The following is an 18,864-nucleotide window of genomic DNA, read 5'->3' on the forward strand; positions in this document are numbered from 1 at the left end:
ATTGGAGGTGGGAGCGCTGCCATGACCCCGCCCCACCGACAAGGGAGTCACCGTGCTGAGCAGCACCCGTACGACCCGCCGGCCCCGCAAGGCGATCGCCGCCGTCGCAGGCCTCGCGGCCATCACCCTCACCCTGACCGCGTGCTCGAGCGGCTCCGGCTCGAACGACGACGCGACGGGCTCCGGCGACGGAGACAAGATCACGCTCACCGTCGCGACGTTCAACGACTTCGGCTACACGGACGAGCTCCTCGCCGCGTACACCGCGGAGCACCCGAACGTCACCGTCAAGCAGACGAAGGCCGCCAAGTCCGAGGACGCGCGGACCAACCTCACCACGAAGCTCGCCGCCGGCGGCGAGGGCCTCGCGGACATCGAGGCCATCGAGGTCGACTGGCTCCCGGAGCTCATGCAGTACCCCGACCTCTTCACCGACCTCACCGACTCGTCGCTCGACGGCCGCTGGGTGGACTGGAAGGTCCAGCAGGCGACGACGACGGACGGCAAGCTCATCGGCTACGGCACCGACATCGGCCCGAGCGCGATCTGCTACCGCCAGGACCTGTTCGAGGCCGCGGGCCTCCCGAGCGACCCGGCCGGCGTGGCCGAGCTCCTCGGTGGCGAGGACGCCACGTGGGACGACTACTTCGCCGCGGGCGCCACGTTCGTCGCCGCGAGCGACTCGGCCTGGTACGACTCCGCGATGTCCATCTCGCAGGCCATGGTCAACCAGATCGACAACGCCTACGAGGAGTCCGACGGCACGCCCAAGGACCTCGCGTCCAACCAGCCGATCATCGACATCTACGACACGGTGCTCGAGCAGTCGACGACGAACGAGCTCTCCGCCGGCCTCGAGCAGTGGTCGGGCGACTGGGACGCCGCGTTCCAGAACGACGGCTTCGCGACGATGATCTGCCCCGCGTGGATGACCGGCCCGGTCGAGGAGCGCTCGGGCGGCGTCACCGGCTGGAACGTCGCGGACGTCTTCCCCGGCGGCGGCCTCAACTGGGGCGGCTCGTTCCTCACGGTGCCGGCCTCCGGCCCGAACGCCGAGGCGGCCAAGGAGCTCGCCGCGTGGCTGACCGACCCGGCGCAGCAGACGACGGCCTTCGAGAACGCGGGCACGTTCCCGTCGCAGCTCGAGGCGCAGGAGTCCGACGCCGTGCAGTCCTTCACGAACGACTTCTTCAACGACGCCCCGGTCGGCACGATCTTCGTGAACCGTGCGCTCGCGATCGACAGCGCGCCGTTCAAGGGCGCGAACTACTTCTCGATCCACACGGCCGTCCAGGACGGCATCAAGCGCGTGGACGTCGAGAAGACGGACGACGCCGCCTCCTCGTGGCAGAAGACGCTCCAGTCCTTCCAGGACCTGGGCCTGTGACCTGACGGGGCCGGGGGCGGCACGACCTGCCGCCCCCGGCCCCGCGCGCGTCCGCCCGCGGACGACGCCCCGCACCCGCAGCCACCCAGCGCCACCGAGCAGCCCAGGAATCCCACATGGCCGTCCTCACGCCCACCCAGCCCTCGCCGGGGCTCAGCGGTCCGCCGCCGCGCACGCCGCGCCGCGTCGGCTTCTCCCAGCGCCTCAGCCGCTGGGACGTCAAGGTCTCGCCCTACCTCTACATCTCGCCCTTCTTCATCCTGTTCGCGATCACGGGGCTCTTCCCGCTCGTGTACACCGCCGTCGTGTCCGTCTACGACTGGAACCTGCTCGGCGGCCAGGGCGACTTCGTCGGTCTCCAGAACTACACGGACGTCCTCGCGCAGCCCACGTTCTGGAAGTCCCTGCGCAACACCGTCTCGATCTTCGTGCTCTCGTCCGTGCCGCAGGTCCTCGCCGCGATCGCGATCGCCGCGCTGCTCGACCAGAACCTGCGCGCCGCGACCTTCTGGCGCATGGGCGTCCTGCTGCCGTACGTCGTCGCACCCGTCGCGGTCTCGATGATCTTCGGCCGCCTGTTCGCCGACCAGTACGGGCTCATCAACGAGCTGCTCGGCCTCGTCGGCGTCGACCCGATCCGCTGGCACGCCGACGCCCTCGCGAGCCACGTCGCCATCGCGTCGATGGTGAACTTCCGCTGGACGGGGTACAACGCGCTGATCTTCCTCGCCGCGATGCAGGCCGTGCCGCGCGAGCTGTACGAGGCCGCGATCATCGACGGCGCCGGGCGCGTGCGCCAGTTCTTCTCCGTGACCGTCCCGCAGATCCGCGCCACGATCATCTTCGTCGTCATCACCTCGACGATCGGTGGCCTGCAGATCTTCGACGAGCCGCGCATGTTCGACGCGCAGGGCCTCGGCGGCGCCGACCGCCAGTGGATGACGACCGTGCTCTACCTCTACGACGTCGCGTGGGGCAACCAGAAGAACTTCGGTCGTGCGGCCGCCGTCGCGTGGCTGCTGTTCCTGCTCATCATCCTCGTGGGCATCGTCAACTTCCTCGTCACCCGGCGGATCGCCACGTCGAACGCGCAGCCGCGCCCGCCACGCTGGGTGCGTCGCCGCCAGGAGGCGCGCAAGCGCCTGCGCGCCGAGGACGCCATGTCCGCGCAGCGTTCCGCCGCGGGGACCGAGGCATCCGTCCCGACCGCCGCCAGCCCGACCGACCGGAGGAAGCGATGAGCTCCGTCCCCGTCATCGCCCAGACCGCCGGCCCGGGCGCGGCCCGCGCCGCGTCCCGCCGCCGGAGCGCCGGGAAGAACGTCGGCGGCACGCAGCGCCGCCCGCGCTGGGTCACGTACACCATCCTCGGGATCGTCCTGCTGATCTCGGTGTTCCCGCTGTACTTCACGCTGATCCTCGGCTCCTCGACGCCCGAGGAGATCTCGCGCAGCGCGCTGCCCCAGCTCCTGCCGGACGCGAGCCTGTTCGACCGGTTCGCCGACGTCATGAGCTCGGACGCGATCAACTTCTGGAAGGCCGCCTGGAACTCGGTGGTCGTCGCGGTGCTCACGTCCCTCTCGGTCGTGCTGTTCTCGACGCTCGCCGGCTTCTCGTTCGCGAAGCTCCGGTTCCGTGGCCGCGGCCCGCTGCTCGTCTTCGTCATCGCGACGATGGCGGTGCCCACGCAGCTCGGCGTCATCCCGATGTACATCCTCATGTCGGACCTCGGGTGGATCGGCAAGCTCCAGGCCGTCATCGTGCCCGCGCTCGTCACGGCGTTCGGCGTCTTCTGGATGACGCAGTACCTCGGCGAGGCGCTGCCGTACGAGCTCATCGAGGCGGCCCGGGTCGACGGCGCGTCCATGATCCGCACGTTCTGGTCCATCGCGCTGCCGGCGGCCCGCCCGGCCGCCGCGATGCTGGGCCTGTTCACGTTCGTGCAGCAGTGGACGAACTTCTTCTGGCCGTCCATCGTGCTCAATCAGAACAACCCGACGCTGCCGCTCGTGGTGCGGTCCCTCCAGTCGAACTTCTTCGTCGACTACTCGCTCGTCATGGCCGGGATCTTCCTCGTCACGCTGCCGCTCATCGTCATCTTCATCTTCACCGGCCGCCAGCTCGTGGCGGGCATCATGCAGGGCGCCGTCAAGGGCTGACGCCCGGCGCCCCGCGCCGCACGACCCGCCCACCACCCGGTGGGCGCGGTCCGTGCTGCGCGCCGACCGTCGCGCGGGCGGGCCCGACCGGCCCGCCCGCGCGCCATCCCGCGACTTCTCGAAGGACAATCGACCATGACCAGCTTCGTCCCGTCCGCGCCCCTCCCCCCGAATCCGGCGACCGCGACCGGGCGCGTCGAGATGCCCCCGGGCTTCCTCTGGGGCGCCGCGACGGCCGCGTTCCAGATCGAGGGCGCGGGGCACACCGACGGGCGCACGGACTCCGTGTGGGACGCGTTCGCCCGCGTGCCGGGCGCCGTCGTGAACGGTGACGACGGCATGGTCGCGTGCGACCACTACCACCGGTACCGCGAGGACGTCGCGCTCCTGCGCGGCCTCGACCTCGGGGCCTACCGGTTCTCGACGTCGTGGGCCCGCGTGCGTCCCGACGGCGGCGCGGTGAACCCCGCCGGGCTCGCGTTCTACGACCGCCTCGTGGACGAGCTGCTCGCCGCGGACGTCCTGCCGTGGCTCACGCTGTACCACTGGGACCTCCCCCAGGCGCTCGAGGACAAGGGCGGCTGGACGTCGCGCGACACGGCGTACCTCTTCGCCGAGTACGCGGTGACGATGCACGAGGCGCTGGGCGACCGCGTCGGCGTGTGGACGACCCTCAACGAGCCGTGGTGCTCCGCGTTCCTCGGCTACACCGCGGGCGTGCACGCACCGGGCCGGCAGTCGCGCGAGGACGGCCTCGCGGCCGCGCACCACCTGCTGCTCGGGCACGGCCTCGCGGTCCAGGCGCTGCGCGAGCGCGCGCCGGAGGCGAACCTCGGGCTCACGCTCAACTTCACCGTGTCCGACCCGGTCGACCCGCAGGACCCGGCCGACGTCGACGCCGCGCGCCGGATCGACGGCCAGTTCAACCGGATCTTCCTCGACCCCGTCTTCCACGGCGAGTACCCGGCCGACGTCCTCGAGGACGTCGCGCCCTACGGGCTGCTCGAGCACGTCAAAGACGGCGACCTCGAGATCATCTCCACCCCGATCGACACGCTCGGGGTCAACTACTACAACGGCGGTGCCGTCTCGGCCCGCCCGCAGGCGACGGCGCCCGGCGCCGAGGGCGACGGCGCCGGGGGCACCCGCCCCGAGGGCGTCCGCGACGAGGCGGCCGACGACGCGCCGGTGCGCGCGACGTCGTCCCCCTACCCCGCCGCGGACGGCGTGCACGCCCACTCCCGCGGCCTGCCGCGCACGGACATGGGCTGGGAGGTCCAGCCCGAGGGGCTGACGCGCCTGCTCACGCGCCTGCAGCGCGACTTCACCGGACCGCGCGGCGTCGCGATGTACATCACCGAGAACGGTGCCGCCTACCCGGACCAGGTGGGCCCGGACGGCTCGGTCGACGACCAGGACCGGCTCGAGTTCCTCGACGCGCACCTGCGCGCGACGCGCGACGCGATCGACGCCGGGGCGGACGTGCGCGGCTACTTCGCGTGGTCGCTCCTCGACAACTTCGAGTGGGCGCTCGGCTACACGAAGCGGTTCGGCATCGTCCGGGTCGACTACGAGACGCAGGAGCGCACCGTCAAGGCGAGCGGCGCCTGGTACGGCCAGGTCGCGCGCGACAACGCGATCCCGGCGCGCGAGACGCCGGCCGCGGACCCCGACCCGGCCGAGTGAGGACGACGGTGAGGACACGGTGAGCGGGGCGGTGCGGACCGGGGAGCGCGCGCGCGATACTGTCCGGATGAACAGCCTGCGCTCCGCGCCGACCCTGGACGAGGTGGCCCAGACGGCGGGTGTCTCGCGCTCGACGGCGTCGCGCGCCATCAACGGCGGTCTGCGGGTGTCCCCCGAGGCGCAGGCGGCGGTCGATGCCGCCGTCGCGCAGCTCGGCTACACGCCCAACCGCGCCGCCCGCTCGCTCGTGACGCGCCGCACGGACTCGATCGCCCTCGTGGTCCCCGAGCCGGACGAGCGCATCCTCACCGACCCGTTCCTCGCGGGCACGATGCGCGGCGTGAGCGCCGCGCTCGGCGGCACCGACCTGCAGCTCGTGCTGCTGTTCGCGCGCCCCGACGAGCAGCCGGGCCGCATCGTGCGGTACCTCAGCAGCGGCCACGTCGACGGCGCGATCGTCGCGTCGCACCACCGCGACGACGAGCTCGAGGAGGCGCTCCTCGCGGCGCGCCTGCCCGCCGTGTTCGTGGGGCGGCCGTTCCGCCCGACGCCGGACCTCCTCTACGTCGACGTGGACAACGTCGAGGGTGGGCGCCTCGCGGCGCGGCGCCTCGTCGAGGCGGGCCGGCGCCGCATCGCGACGATCGCCGGCCCGCAGGACATGACGGCGGGCGTGGACCGGCTCACGGGCTTCCGCGAGGTGCTGCGCGACGCCGGCCTGCCGGACGACGCGGTCGAGATCGGCGACTTCGCCGTCGCGGGCGGCGCGGCGGCCATGGAGCGCCTCCTCGCCGCGCACCCCGACGTCGACGGCCTGTTCGTCGCGTCCGACCTCATGGCCGAGGGCGCGCTGCGCGTGCTCGCAGCCCACGGCCGCGACGTGCCGCGCGACGTGTCCGTCGTCGGCTTCGACAACCTCGCCACCGCCGCCACGACGTCGCCCCCGCTCACCACGGTGCAGAACCCGATGGTCGAGATGGTGCGCGGCGCGACCGACCTCCTGCTCGACCTCGTGGGCGGCCGCGGCGACGAGATCGCGTCGCAGGTCCTCGCGCCCGAGCTCGTCGAGCGCGACTCCGTCTGACCCGTCGTCGGTCCCCGACTGCGTCCCGACAGCCCCCCGGGCCGCCGGGGCGCGACGCCGTGGGCGGTCGCTCGTAGCCTGGCGACGTGCACCCGTCCACGGAACCGGTGGCCACGCTCTCGCGGGCCGACGTCCTCGCCGCGCGCTGGCACGCCCACCAGCTCGACCGGGCGCCGGGCGCGGCCGCCGCGGCGACGGACGTCGCCGTCCTCGACCTGGGCGTCCAGGACACGGGGGCCGACGGCGCCGCGTGGGCGCTCGCCGTCCGCGGCGCCCCGCCGATCACGCCCGGCACCCTGCCGCCCGACCTCGCGCTCGCGTGGACCCTGCGGGGCGCCCCGCACGTCTACCGCCGGGCGGACCTCGCCGAGGTCGCGACCGCCACGGCCCCGTTCTCCGAGGCCGACGCCGCCAAGCGGGTCTACGACGCGAGCCGACCGCTCCGTGCGGCCGGTGTCGCCGTGCTCGAGGCGCTGCGCACCGAGGCGCGGCTGGAGCGCGACCTCGTCGAGACCCCGACCGTCAAGGGCGACCTCTCGACGCGGCTCACCGCGCGGCTCCCGGAGCCGCACCTGCGCTGGTGCGGGCCGTGCGGCGCCACCCACAGCTACGAGCAGACGTTCCGCCTCGCGGCCCTGCAGGCCGGGCTCGAGCTCGAGCCGGGCTCGTCCCCGCCCGTGCTGCGGCGCGTCCCCGGGCTCGAGCCGCCGCTCTACGGGCGCCTCGGCGACGACGCCCCGCCGCGCCTGGACGTCGTGCGCGGCTACCTGCGGTTCTTCCCCGGCGCGAGCGTCCAGGACGTCGCCGCGTTCCTCGACGCCCCGGTCAAGGACGTCCGGAGCCGGTGGCCCGACGACGCGGTCCGCGTCGAGGTGACCGACGTCGAGCCGGGTGCGCGGCCGACCGAGAGATGGGTGCTCGCCGACGACCTCGGGCACGTCACGGGCGCCGCCGGGCGCGAGCGCGGCGCGCGGCCCGCAGCCGGTGTCCCGGCCGTGCGCCTCGTGGGCCCCTACGACCTGTTCCTCCAGCTGCGCGACCGCGCGACGCTCGTCCCGGGCGTCGCGCGCGCCCAGGACCTGTGGCGGGTCCTCGGCCGGCCCGGGGCCGTGCTCGCGGGCGGTGAGGTCGTGGGCACGTGGCGGCCCCGCGCGTCGGGCCGGCGCCTCACGGTCCGCACCGACCCGTGGGTCCCGTGGGACGCCGGGCTCACCGACGCCGTCGCCGAGCAGGCGGAGCGCCTGCGCGCGTTCCGCGACGCGACGTCCGTGACGGTGGTACCGGCGCAGGACGCGTCGTAGAGCCCGGCCCGTCGAGGGAGAGGCCTGGTCGAGCCCGGGCCCCTCCCGCGACGGCGCGGCGGGTCAGTGCTTCACGTGGCCGTACCGGTGGGTCGTGCGGCTGACCGCCTGCTCGTGGAGCACGGCGAGCAGCTCGCGACGACCGCTCGCGACGACGGGGTGGTCGAGCACCGTCACCTCGCCGACGCGCTCGGCCGCGGCCTCGTGCAGCCCCGGCGCCGAGCCGACGACGCGGACCCGGCCCCGGACCGCGCCGGACGCGACGCGGCGCGCGAACTCCTCGTCGCTCACGGCGGCGTCGCCCACGCTCGGCACGACGACCGCCGGCACGCCCGCGGTGCGCGCGGCGTGCAGCACGCGCTCGACCTCGACGGGGAGCGCGTCCGCGCCGACGCGCACGGTGAGCACGTCGACCGGGCGGTAGCGGAACACGTTCGCCTCGACGTGCAGGCCCGACGGGTCGTGGCCCACGGAGAACTCCCGCGCCCACCAGCGCGCGTCGTCGGCCTGCGCCCACGCGAGCCACGCCTCGGGCGCGGTCTCGCGCGCGGGCGGCGTGGCGTCCGCCGGCGCGGCCCGCCCCGGGCCGGTGCTGCCCGACGACGTCCCCGCGCCCTCGACGGCGTCCTCGCCCGGCGCGTCGCTCCAGCGCCCGAGCTGCGCGACGTAGTTCGGCCCGCCCGCCTTGGCGCCCGGGCCGACGGCCGACTGCTTCCAGCCGCCGAACGACTGCCGCTGCACGATCGCGCCCGTGATGTGCCGGTTGACGTAGGCGTTGCCCACCTGGACGGCGTCGAGCCAGCGCTCGACCTCGGCGTCGTCGAGGCTGTGGATGCCGCCCGTCAGGCCGAACGGGACCGCGTTCTGGAGCGCGATCGCCTCGTCGAGCGTCGCGGCGGTCATGATCCCGAGGACGGGGCCGAAGTACTCGGTGAGGTGGAACGGCGACCCGGGCGCGACGCCCTCCTTGAGGCCGGGCGTCCAGAGGCGGCCCTCCAGGTCGGGCCCGCCGTCGAGCAGCCGCGGCCGCACGAGCCAGGACTCCCCGGGCTCCAGGGTCGTCAGCGCGTGCAGCAGCTTGCCCGACGCGGGCTCGGTGAGCGGGCCCATGGTCGTCGAGACGTCGGTCGCCGGGCCGACGGCGAGCGAGCGCACCGCGTCCACGAGCTGGCGTCGCACGCGCCGCCCCGTCTCGGTCCGCGGGTCGCCCGCCGAGCCGACGAGGATCGCGAGCGACGCGGCCGAGCACTTCTGCCCCGCGTGCCCGAACGCCGACCGCACGAGGTCCGCGACCGCGAGGTCGAGGTCCGCCGACGGCGTGACGACGAGCGCGTTCTTGCCCGACGTCTCGGCGAGCACCGGGCGCGACGGCTTCCACCGCGCGAAGAGCTGCGCGGTCTCGATCGAGCCCGTGAGCACGACGCGAGCGACGTCGTCGTGCGTCACGAGGCGGGTGCCGAGCTCGTCGTCGGGCACGCGGACGTACTGCACGACCTCCGTCACCGAGCTCGCGTCCAGCGCCGGGAAGTCTCCCGGCGCCGCGGCCACCGCGTCGCGCAGGCCCGCGTGGACCGCCTCGACGGCGACCTCGAGGCAGCGCGGCGTCGGCGGCGCGGGCTTGGCGAGCACGGCCGACCCGGCCGCGAGCGCCGCGAGGACCCCGCCCACGGGGATCGCGACGGGGAAGTTCCACGGCGGCGTGACGAGCGTGACGCCGTCGGGCGCGAACCGGGCGCCGGGCACGTGGTCCAGCTCCTCGGCGGAGCGCGCGTAGTAGCGCGCGAAGTCGACGGCCTCGCTCACCTCGGGGTCGGCCTCGGCGACGGTCTTGCCCGGCTCGTGGACCATCGCGGCGACGAGGTCGGTCCGCGCCTCCTCCAGGCGCCGGGCGACGGCGCGCAGGGCGGCGGCGCGGGCCGCCGGGGCGACCTGCGACCACGCGGCGGTCGCGCGCACGGCCGTCGCGACGGCGTCGTCCACCTGCGCGGTCGTGGTGAGCTGGGGCGTGCGGACGGGGACGTACCCGGAGCCGGTCCCGGTGACGTGGCGGGCCCAGTCGCGCGAGGCGGCGACCGCCGGGTCGGTGTCGGGGGCGTTCGCGAACCCGGTGCCGGTCCCCTCAGGCACGGTGCCGTCGGGCTCCGGGCTCGCCGACCCGGCGCCGACGGCGGGCCGGGGCGCGCGGCGCGGCGCGACGTCGGTCTCGGCGTAGTGCACCCCGTGGCGCACCGACGCGCGGAACGCGGCCTCCTGGCGCTCCATGGGGCTGCCCGCGGGCGACCCGTCGGGCGCGAACATGGCGTGCAGGAAGTTCTGCTCGGCGGCGTTCTCCTCGAGGCGGCGCACGAGGTAGGAGATCGCGACGTCGAAGTCCTCGTCGCGCACGACGGGCGTGTACAGCACGACGCGCCCGCCGCGCCCGGCGTGCGGGCCGCTCTCGACGCGGTCGGTCGCGACCTCGTCGCGCACGGCGCGCGCCTCGCCGGGGGCCATGCCCTGGAGCATCTCGACGTCGAGCGCGTGGCTCACGCCGCGGGCCCGGCCGAGGAGCACGGCGAGCGCGACGTGGAAGAGGTTGTGGCTCGCGACGCCGATGCGCACGGCGTCGGTCCGCGGCGCGCGCAGGGCGTGGTCGAGGAGGCGGACGTAGTTGGCGTCGACGTCGGGCTTGGTCGGGTAGGGCGCCTGCGGCCAGCCGTGCAGCTCGGCCTCGACGGCCTCCATCGCGAGGTTCGCGCCCTTGACGAGGCGCACCTTGACCGGCGCTCCCCCGGCGGCGACGCGCTCGGCCGCGAAGCGCGTGAGCCCGTCGAGCGCACCGAGCGCGTCGGGCAGGTACGCCTGGAGCACGATCCCGGCCTCGAGGTCGTGCAGGTCGTCGTGCGCGAGGATCTCGCGGAAGACCGCGGTCGTGAGCGCGAGGTCCTTGTACTCCTCCATGTCGAGGTTGAGGAAGACGCCGTGCTCGCGCGCGGCCCGGTACAGCGGCAGGAGCCGCTCCACGACCCGCGCGCACGACCCCTCGAGGTCCCACGTGACGAGCTGCGACGCGACGGACGACACCTTGACCGACACGTAGTCGACGTCGGGCCGCCGCACGAGCGCGAGGGTGCGCTCGAGGCGGGCGTCCGCCTCGGCCTCGCCGAGCACGGCCTCGCCGAGGAGGTTGACGTTGAGCGCGTAGCCCTCCGCGCGGGTCCGGGCGAGGTGCGGGCCGAGGCCGCGGCCGGCGTCGGCCACGAGGTGGCCCACGAGCTGGCGCAGGCGCACGCGCGCGGCCGGCACGACGACGCGCGGCAGCACCGGCGCGACGCCCGCCCCGACGCGCAGGAGCGACCGGTCGACCGCCCCGAGGAACGACCCCGCGCTGCCCGCGAGCTCGCCGAGGCGGCCGAGCGCCCGCGCGGCGACGTGCACGTCCTGGGGGCGCGCGACGTCGTCGACGAACCGGACCGCGAGCTCGAGGCCCGCGGGGTCGGAGACGAGCGCGCCGAGCCGCTCGGCGGTCCTGCGGGCGCGCGCGTCGCCCGCTCCCTCGCTGGCGGCGAGCCAGCGCCGGGCCAGCGCGACGGCCTCCTCGACGAGGTCGTCCGGGGAGGTGAGGCTCGTGTCGCCGACGGCTCCGGGGGTGGGGAGCGGCCGGGCGGGCGCGTCGTTGCTCATCCCTCCAGGGTGCCTCGGGTCGCGGCGACTCGTCTTGTACGATCCGGGGCGACATGACACCCGACCGCGACAACGCCGAGACCTCGCCGCCCGCGGCGGACCGGCTCCTCCGAGCGCTCAGCCCCGCCATGGTCGCGCTCATGGACGAGCTGCCGGACACGATGTTCTGCGCGAAGGACGTCACGGGCCGGTACGTCGCGGTCAACCCGGTGTTCGTCGCGCGGACGACCGAGCGCTCGCGCCGCGCGGTGCTGGGCCGACGCGCGCGCGACCTGTTCGTCCCGCAGCTCGCCGAGCGCTACGAGCAGCAGGACGCCGAGGTGCTGCGCGGGCGCGCGCTGCGCGGCGAGCTCGAGCGCATCCGGCGGCTCGGCGGCACGTCGGGCTGGTTCCTCACGTCCAAGCTCCCCGTGCACGACGACGCCGGTCACCTCGTCGGCCTCGTGTCCGTCTCGCACGACCTGCGTGCGGGCGCCGCCGACGACGCGACCATGGACTCCCTCGCCGCGCTCGTCGCCGCGGTCGAGACGGACCTCGGCGCCCGCTGGACGACGGCTCGGCTCGCCGAGGCGGCGGGCTGCACGCCCGCGGTGCTCGACCGGCGCGTGCGGCGCGTGTACGGCGTGACGCCGCGCCAGCTCGTGCTGCGCACCCGGGTCGACCACGCGACGCGCCTCCTCGCGGGGAGCGCCATGACGATCGGCGACGTCGCGGCGGCGAGCGGGTTCTACGACCAGCCGTCGTTCACGCGCACGTTCGCGCGCCTCGCGGGCGAGACCCCGGCCCAGTACCGCCGCCGCACGCGCCGCTGACCTCCGCCCGCGCGACGGCGAGGGCGCCCGCGGTGGCGAGCGACGCCGTCGGGCACGGAGACTGACGGCATGACCTCCGCAGACCCCGCCCCCGTCCCCACGGTCGAGCTGCCCGGCGGCACGATGCCCCTGCTCGGTCTCGGCACCTGGCAGTCCGAGGGCGACGACGCCTACCGCGCCGTGCGCCACGCGCTCGACGTGGGCTACCGGCACGTCGACACCGCGACGGGCTACGGCAACGAGGCGCAGGTCGGGCGCGCGCTCGCCGACTCGTCCGTCGACCGTGGCGACGTGTTCGTCACGACCAAGCTCCCGCCGGACGCCGCGGGCCGCGAGCGCGAGACGCTCGAGGCGTCGCTGCGCGACCTCGGCACGGACCACGTCGACCTGTGGCTCATCCACTGGCCGCCGGCGGGCGAGGCGTCGCCGTGGGTGTGGGAGCGGTTCGTCGAGCTGCGCGACGAGGGCAAGGTGCGTTCGATCGGGGTGAGCAACTACTCCGTCGAGCAGGTCGACGTGCTGTCCGAGCAGGTCGGCGAGACGCCCGCCGTCGACCAGATCCCGTGGAGCCCGGCCGACTACCACCACCGGGTCGTGCACGAGCTCGCGCAGCGCGGCGTCGTGCTCGAGGGGTACAGCCCGTTCAAGCGCACCGACCTCGACGCGCCGGTCCTCGCGGAGGTCGCGGCGGCGCACGGCGTCACGCCCACGCAGGTCGTGCTGCGCTGGCACCTCGACCACGGGTTCGTCGTCATCCCGAAGTCGGTGACGCCGGAGCGCATCGAGGCGAACTTCGCGGTGACCGGGTTCTCCCTCACCGCGGACGAGCTCGCGGCCGTCGACGCCCTGGGGCACCGCCGGGGCGCGTGAGCGGCGAGCGACCGCGCCGGGGGTAGCGTGACCCTCGGTGCCGCACACCCCCGCGGCACCGAGGAGAACCTCGAACCGGAGGAACCGTGACGACGACGTCCGTGCCGCCCGCCACCACGAGCGACGGCCCCGCCCCCACCGACCGCACCGATCTCCCCCGCGGCACGCGCCGCTCCCCCGACGCCGGCGCCCCGGCGTCCGCGCTCGACACCGCGCACGCGCAGCTCGCCGACGCGGTCCGCTTCCTCGGCTACGACGACGGCCTGCACGAGATGCTCGCGACCCCGCGCCGCGAGGTGAACGTGGCCGTGCCGCTGCGGCGCGACGACGGCCGCACCGTCCTGTTCCACGGCTACCGCGTGCAGCACAACGTGTCGCGCGGTCCGGGCAAGGGCGGCCTGCGGTACGCGCCGAGCGTCGACATCGACGAGGTCCGCGCGCTCGCCATGTGGATGACGTGGAAGTGCGCCCTCGTGGACCTGCCGTACGGCGGCGCGAAGGGCGGCGTCGCGATCGACCCGCGCTCCTACTCCGAGGCGGAGCTCGAGCGCGTGACGCGCCGCTACACGTCGGAGATCATGCCGGTCATCGGGCCCGAGCGGGACATCATGGCGCCCGACATGGGCACGAGCGAGCGGACCATGGCCTGGGTCATGGACACCTACTCCGTCAACCAGGGCTACACGATCCCGGCGGTCGTGACCGGCAAGCCCATCACCGTGGGCGGGTCGCTCGGTCGGACGACGGCGACGAGCGCCGGGGTCGTGCACGTCACCGCCGCGGCGCTCGAGGAGGCGGGCGTGCCGCTCTCCGACGTGCGCGTCGCCGTCCAGGGCTTCGGCAAGGTCGGGGCGCACGCGGCCGCGATCTTCGCGGCCCGCGGCGCCCGCGTCGTGGCGGTGTCCGACCAGTACGGCGGGGTGCACGCCCCGGACGGGCTCGACGTGCGGGCGCTGGTCGAGCACGTCGCCGCGACCGGCAGCGTCGTGGGCTTCGACCGGGCCGACCCGGTGGACAACGACGCGCTGCTCGCGCTCGACGTCGACGTGCTCGTGCCGGCCGCGATCGAGGGCGTGCTCGACGGCGACACCGCCCGGACCGTGCGCGCGCGCTGGGTCGTCGAGGGCGCCAACGGCCCGACGACCGCCGAGGGCGACCGCGTGCTCGCGAAGAACGGCGTGACCGTGGTGCCGGACGTGCTCGCGAACGCGGGCGGCGTCGTCGTCTCCTACTTCGAGTGGGTCCAGGCGAACCAGGCGTACTGGTGGACCGCGGAGGAGATCGGCGACAAGCTCGAGCTCCGCATGCTGCACGCGTACGAGGAGGTCGCCGCGCTCGCGCGCCGCGAGGACCTGAGCCTGCGCGACGCGGCGCTCGTCATCGGCGTCCAGCGCGTGGCGGAGGCCCACCAGATCCGCGGCCTCTACCCCTGACGGACGACGCTCCGCCCCGCCGAGCACGGGGTCCGCGACCGTCCTGGGCTCGATCCGGTCGCGGGTCCCGTGCTCGGCGGGTGCTCAGGGGCGTGCGGGGCGGGTTGCCGCCAGGAGCGCCGCTGTCAGCGCGATCGCGGATGCTCCGACGGCGGCCCAGGCGACGGTGGTGTCGAGGAGCTCGCCCTGGAACCGTCCGACGGCGATCCACGCGAGGCCCCACGACATCGCGAGGCCGATACCGAGGGCGACCGCGCGGCGCCCGGCGGCGAACGCCGCCCACGCGACGGACAGCGCCGCGGCGAGCACCACGAGCACGACGGACCAGCCCGTCGCGCCGAGGCCGAGCTCGCCGACGCCCGCGTCCGTGAGCGCCGCGGCGACGTTCGCGAGCGTCGCGACGCTCACCCAGCCGGTGTACAGGCCCATCGTCCCGTCGAGCACGACGGCCTGCGCCGTCGACTCGGGCCGACGGCGCACGAGCCGCACGACGACCACCGCGTTGACGGCGAGCAGCGCCGCGATGACGACGACGCTCAGCGGGACCCACCCGGCCTGCACGACGCCGATCCACGCGGCGTTGAGGACCATGGACACGAGGACCCACCACGCGGTCGCGCGCAGGCGCGGGCTCGCGGCGTGCCGGGGCAGCACCTGGTAGACGGCGAACACGAAGAGCCCGAGGTAGATCACCGACCAGATGCGGAACGCCGGGTTGTCCGGCGCGACGGGCGTCGCGGTCGAGGACAGCGCACCCCCGGCGGTCTGCTCGACGGACGTGCCGCCGAAGGCGCCCGCGCCGTACGCCGCGGCACCGGCGGCGACGAGCGAGCCCACGAGGACGACGACCTGACGGACCCGGTCGGAGGAGGCGGGGGCGCGGACGCTTCCCGCGGGGACGGCGGCTTCGGTGGTCATATTTCCAGCCTGACATCACTCAGCATGCTGAGCATCTCGGGAGCGTCGCCGCTCCCCCGCCGAGAACGACGCCGCTCGCCGACAAGAACGACGCTGGTGTCGGTATCACGGGGATACCGACACCAGGGTCGTTCTCGGCCGCGGGCCTGGGCGGAGCCGGGTGGGCGAGCCGGGCGGGCGGGAGCGAGGGGCCGGACTCAGGCCAGGGGCTGGCGGTCCGCCCAGTCGGCGAGCGTCGTGCGCGGGCCCGTGAAGAACGGGACCTCCTCGCGCACGTGGCGGCGCGCCTCGGTCGCGCGCAGCTCGCGCATGAGGTCGACGATGCGGTGCAGCTCGTCGGCCTCGAACGCGAGGATCCACTCGTAGTCGCCCAGCGCGAACGACGCGACCGTGTTGGCCCGCACGTCGGGGTAGTCCTTCGCGGCGAGGCCGTGGTCGCGCAGCATGGTGCGGCGCTCGGCGTCGGGCAGGAGGTACCAGTCGTACGAGCGCACGAACGGGTACACCGACAGGTAGTCGCGCGGCTCCTCGCCCGCGAGGAACGCGGGCACGTGCCCCCGGTTGAACTCCGCCGGGCGGTGCAGCGCCACGTTCGACCACACGGGCTCGAGGTGCGCACCCAGGGCGCTCGCGCGCAGGTGCTGGTAGGCGCGCTGCACCGACTCGACCGTCGGGCCGTGCCACCACACCATGAGGTCGGCGTCCGAGCGCAGGCCCGCGACGTCGTACCAGCCGCGCACGACGAGGTCGCCGTCCGTCGCCGACGGGTCGTCGCCACCGCCGACGGCGGCCAGCGCGTCGGCCACGAGGCCCGCCCGCTCGTCCGCGTCGGCGGGCAGGGGCGCCGCCGTCGCGAAGACGGACCACATCGCGTAGCGGATGGTGGTGTTGATCTGCTCGTGGTCCGCGGGTACGCGCGCGGCGTCGTTCATCGGGGTTCCTCTCGGGTCCGTGCGGGGGTGCCCGCCGGGGTTCAGCTGTGGATGTCCGTGCTGCACAGCGCCGGGACGCCGCTCGGCTCGCCGTCGCGGCGCAGGCAGCAGCCGGGAGCGCACACCGAGCGGAACGCCGGGAGCGCGCCGACCGTGGCCTGCTCGACGTCCTCGCCGCGCGAGAGCGCCGCGCGCTCGACGAGCAGGTCGACGAGACCGCGCACGAACGGCTCGCGCGTGCTCACGGTGCCCGCGCGGACCGCGGTCATCCCGAGCCCCGTCGCCGTCTCCATCGCCTCGGTGTCGAGGTCGTACGCGACCTCCATGTGGTCGGAGACGAAGCCGATCGGCGACAGCACCACGTCGCGGACGCCGTCCTGCGCGAGGGCCTCGAGGTGGTCGTTCACGTCGGGCTCGAGCCACGGCTGGCTCGGCGGGCCGGACCGCGAGCAGTACGCGAGGTCCCACGCGACGTCGTGACCCAGGCGCGCCGAGACCTCCGCCGCGATCACGCGCGCGAGGTCGAGGTGCTGCTCGGAGTACGTCGCGAACGAGATGCGCGACGCCGCCTCCATCGTGTCCGGGATGGAGTGCGTGACGAACACGAGCCGCGCGGCCGCGCCGTCGCCGCCCTTGTCCGCGAGCGCCGCGTAGCCGTCGAGCACCGCGTCGACGTTCGCCTGCGCGAAGCCGGGGTGGTTGAAGTAGGAGCGGACCTTGTCGAACTGCACGCCCGTGGAGCCGTCGGGGCCGAGCTGGCCGCGCCCGTCGAGCACGACCGCGAGGTCCTCGCGGTACTGGCGGCAGCCCGAGTACGACGAGTACGCGGACGTCACCAGCGCGACGGCGTTCTTCGCGCCCAGCGCCTCGAGCTCGTCGATCGCGTCGGTCGTGTACGGCTCCCAGTTGCGGTTGCCCCACACGACGGGCAGCTCGACGCCGCGGCGCGCGAGCTCTGCCTCGAGCGCCGCCTTGAGCGCGAGGTTCTGCTCGTTGATGGGGCTCTTGCCGCCGAAGCCGTAGTAGTGCTCGCCGACCTCCTCGAGGCGCGAGTCCGGGATGCCCTTGCCCGCGGTGACGTTGCGCAGGAACGGCACGACGTCCTCGGGCTTGTTGGGGCCGCCGAACGAGTACAGCAGCAGCGCGTCGTACGGGCGCAGGTCGGGCGTGGGACCGGGGTCGACGGCGCTCGCGGGGGTGGCGGCGGGCTCGACGGGCTCGACGGGCTCGACGGCCCGGCCCGTGTCGGCAGTGACGTCCTGGGGGGAGAACGGGGGCATGCTCCCGATCATGGCACCCGCTCCTGAGCCCGCTCGTCCGGAAGCGGGCACCTCGGACGTGACATTGACGGGACAGAGTGTCACCTCGTCCCCTCGCGAGGACGCTCGCACCCTAGACTCGGGCCGCTCGTCCCTCAGGGCCGCGCCGCGGGCACCGACGCCCGCGGACGAGCCGCCCCGAGCCGACCACGTGGAGGTGGAGCCGTGCCGCTCCCGGAGATCACCGAGCGCGTGCCGCTCACCCGCCCCGACGGCCGCCTCGACCGCCGAGCCGTCGGCTGGGCCCGGCAGCCCCTCGTCGGCACCGCCGCGATCGGGCGTCGCGGCCCGGGCGGCCCCCGCCGGTTCGGCCGGAACAAGCGCTGGGAGTACTGGGGCGTCACCACCCCGACGCACGTGCTCGCCCTCACCGTCTCCTCGATCGACTACGCCGCGGTGCACGAGGTGTGGGTCCTGGACCGGGAGTCGGGGCGGACGTGGGGCGCCGCCGCGACCGTCGTGCCGGCGCGCGGCGTCGAGCTCCCCGGCACGCTGGGCGAGGGCCCGGCACGCGCCCGGGCGAGGAACCTCGCGATCGACCTCGACGAGGTCGACGGCGGCACGCGCCTGCGGGCGCGCACGCGCGACGTCTCGTTCGACGTCGTCGCGGCGCTGCCGCCCGGTCACGAGCGGCTCGCGGTGGTGGTCCCGTGGAGCGACACGCGGTTCCAGTACACGGTCAAGGACGTGGCCCGCCCGGCGCACGGGACGCTGTGGGTCGACGGCCGGACGGTCGACGTGCCCGCCGGGTCGTCGTGGGCCGTGCTCGACCACGGCCGCGGGCGCTGGCCGTACGACGTCCGCTGGAACTGGGGCGCGGGCTCGGGCGAGAGCCACGGCCGGGTCGTCGGGATCCAGGTGGGCGGCCGCTGGACGGTCGGCACGGGATCGACCGAGAACGCGGTCCTCGTCGACGGGCGCCTCCACCACCTCCCCGACGAGCTCGTGTGGGACTACGACCTCGCCGACCCGGACCGGCCGTGGCGCGTCAGCGGCGGCGGGCTCGACGCGACGTTCGTGCCCTTCCACACGAAGGTCACGCGCACGCACCTCGGGGTCGTCTCGTCGTCGACCGACCAGTGCTTCGGGCACTGGTCGGGCACGTTCACCCCGTCGGCCGCGCCGGGCGCGGGCGGCACGTCGTCCGCGCCGGTGCGGTTCGACGGGCTCGTCGGCTGGGCCGAGGAGGTCCACAACCGCTGGTGACCGCCCCGCACCCCGGCCCCGCTTGCCAGTCCCCCGCCCCTGCCTAGCGTGGGGAACGACCCGGCGGCACCGACGCCGTCGGGCGTGCCCCGCGA

General features: G+C 74.9%; 14 protein-coding genes. 10 read left to right on the plus strand and 4 right to left on the minus strand.

Features of this window, described 5'->3' with window-relative positions:
• The first annotated feature begins 52 nt into the window (after positions 1 to 52).
• The 6 genes from ACZ4MO_RS09820 to ACZ4MO_RS09845 all read left to right on the plus strand — a co-directional run bounded on the left by ACZ4MO_RS09820 (position 53) and on the right by ACZ4MO_RS09845 (position 7,616).
• Complete coding sequence (locus ACZ4MO_RS09820; protein ID WP_175009094.1) at positions 53 to 1,387, plus strand: extracellular solute-binding protein; 1,335 nt, start codon at positions 53 to 55, stop codon at positions 1,385 to 1,387.
• 116 nt (positions 1,388 to 1,503) lie between these two features.
• Positions 1,504 to 2,628: a carbohydrate ABC transporter permease gene (locus tag ACZ4MO_RS09825; RefSeq protein ID WP_074807765.1), complete on the plus strand. Its 1,125-nt coding sequence runs from the start codon at positions 1,504 to 1,506 to the stop codon at positions 2,626 to 2,628.
• On the plus strand, positions 2,625 to 3,545 hold the full coding sequence (locus ACZ4MO_RS09830; protein WP_034651858.1) for a carbohydrate ABC transporter permease: 921 nt from the start codon (positions 2,625 to 2,627) through the stop codon (positions 3,543 to 3,545). The genes ACZ4MO_RS09825 and ACZ4MO_RS09830 overlap by 4 nt, the downstream gene beginning before the upstream one ends.
• Before the next feature lie 135 nt (positions 3,546 to 3,680).
• Complete coding sequence (locus ACZ4MO_RS09835) at positions 3,681 to 5,231, plus strand: family 1 glycosylhydrolase (RefSeq protein ID WP_175009093.1); 1,551 nt, start codon at positions 3,681 to 3,683, stop codon at positions 5,229 to 5,231.
• 67 nt (positions 5,232 to 5,298) lie between these two features.
• Entirely contained in the window at positions 5,299 to 6,315 is a 1,017-nt protein-coding gene (locus tag ACZ4MO_RS09840; RefSeq protein WP_086150845.1) for a LacI family DNA-binding transcriptional regulator, read from the plus strand.
• Positions 6,316 to 6,401: 86 nt separating this feature from the next.
• Entirely contained in the window at positions 6,402 to 7,616 is a 1,215-nt protein-coding gene (locus ACZ4MO_RS09845; RefSeq protein WP_222592394.1) for a DNA glycosylase AlkZ-like family protein, read from the plus strand.
• Positions 7,617 to 7,679: 63 nt separating this feature from the next.
• Here ACZ4MO_RS09845 and ACZ4MO_RS09850 read toward each other — a convergent pair whose 3' ends face one another.
• Complete coding sequence (locus ACZ4MO_RS09850) at positions 7,680 to 11,279, minus strand: proline dehydrogenase family protein (protein WP_175009092.1); 3,600 nt, start codon at positions 11,277 to 11,279, stop codon at positions 7,680 to 7,682.
• 53 nt (positions 11,280 to 11,332) lie between these two features.
• On the opposite strand from ACZ4MO_RS09850, the gene ACZ4MO_RS09855 reads away from it, so the two are divergent.
• From ACZ4MO_RS09855 to ACZ4MO_RS09865, 3 genes are all read left to right on the plus strand, one after another.
• A complete protein-coding gene (locus ACZ4MO_RS09855) occupies positions 11,333 to 12,091 on the plus strand; it encodes a helix-turn-helix domain-containing protein (RefSeq protein WP_175009091.1) in 759 nt (252 codons plus the stop codon).
• A gap of 69 nt (positions 12,092 to 12,160) precedes the next feature.
• The gene (locus ACZ4MO_RS09860) at positions 12,161 to 12,961 is read left to right on the plus strand and encodes an aldo/keto reductase (RefSeq protein WP_175009090.1); all 801 of its coding nucleotides are present in this window, start codon (positions 12,161 to 12,163) and stop codon (positions 12,959 to 12,961) included.
• 86 nt (positions 12,962 to 13,047) lie between these two features.
• Positions 13,048 to 14,394: a Glu/Leu/Phe/Val family dehydrogenase gene (locus ACZ4MO_RS09865; protein WP_255437254.1), complete on the plus strand. Its 1,347-nt coding sequence runs from the start codon at positions 13,048 to 13,050 to the stop codon at positions 14,392 to 14,394.
• 84 nt (positions 14,395 to 14,478) lie between these two features.
• On the opposite strand, the gene ACZ4MO_RS09870 is transcribed toward ACZ4MO_RS09865, so the two are convergent.
• The 3 genes from ACZ4MO_RS09870 to ACZ4MO_RS09880 all read right to left on the minus strand — a co-directional run bounded on the left by ACZ4MO_RS09870 (position 14,479) and on the right by ACZ4MO_RS09880 (position 17,524).
• The gene (locus tag ACZ4MO_RS09870) at positions 14,479 to 15,312 is read right to left on the minus strand and encodes a TspO-related membrane protein (protein WP_175009089.1); all 834 of its coding nucleotides are present in this window, start codon (positions 15,310 to 15,312) and stop codon (positions 14,479 to 14,481) included.
• A 197-nt stretch (positions 15,313 to 15,509) separates the two neighbouring features.
• The gene (gene hemQ / locus ACZ4MO_RS09875; protein WP_175009088.1) at positions 15,510 to 16,244 is read right to left on the minus strand and encodes a hydrogen peroxide-dependent heme synthase; all 735 of its coding nucleotides are present in this window, start codon (positions 16,242 to 16,244) and stop codon (positions 15,510 to 15,512) included.
• A 41-nt stretch (positions 16,245 to 16,285) separates the two neighbouring features.
• On the minus strand, positions 16,286 to 17,524 hold the full coding sequence (locus tag ACZ4MO_RS09880) for a ferrochelatase (RefSeq protein WP_175009087.1): 1,239 nt from the start codon (positions 17,522 to 17,524) through the stop codon (positions 16,286 to 16,288).
• A gap of 204 nt (positions 17,525 to 17,728) precedes the next feature.
• Between ACZ4MO_RS09880 and ACZ4MO_RS09885 the strand changes: the two genes are divergently transcribed.
• Complete coding sequence (locus ACZ4MO_RS09885; protein WP_175009086.1) at positions 17,729 to 18,769, plus strand: DUF2804 family protein; 1,041 nt, start codon at positions 17,729 to 17,731, stop codon at positions 18,767 to 18,769.
• Positions 18,770 to 18,864 lie beyond the last annotated feature (95 nt).

The organism is Sphaerisporangium cinnabarinum, assembly GCF_055567015.1.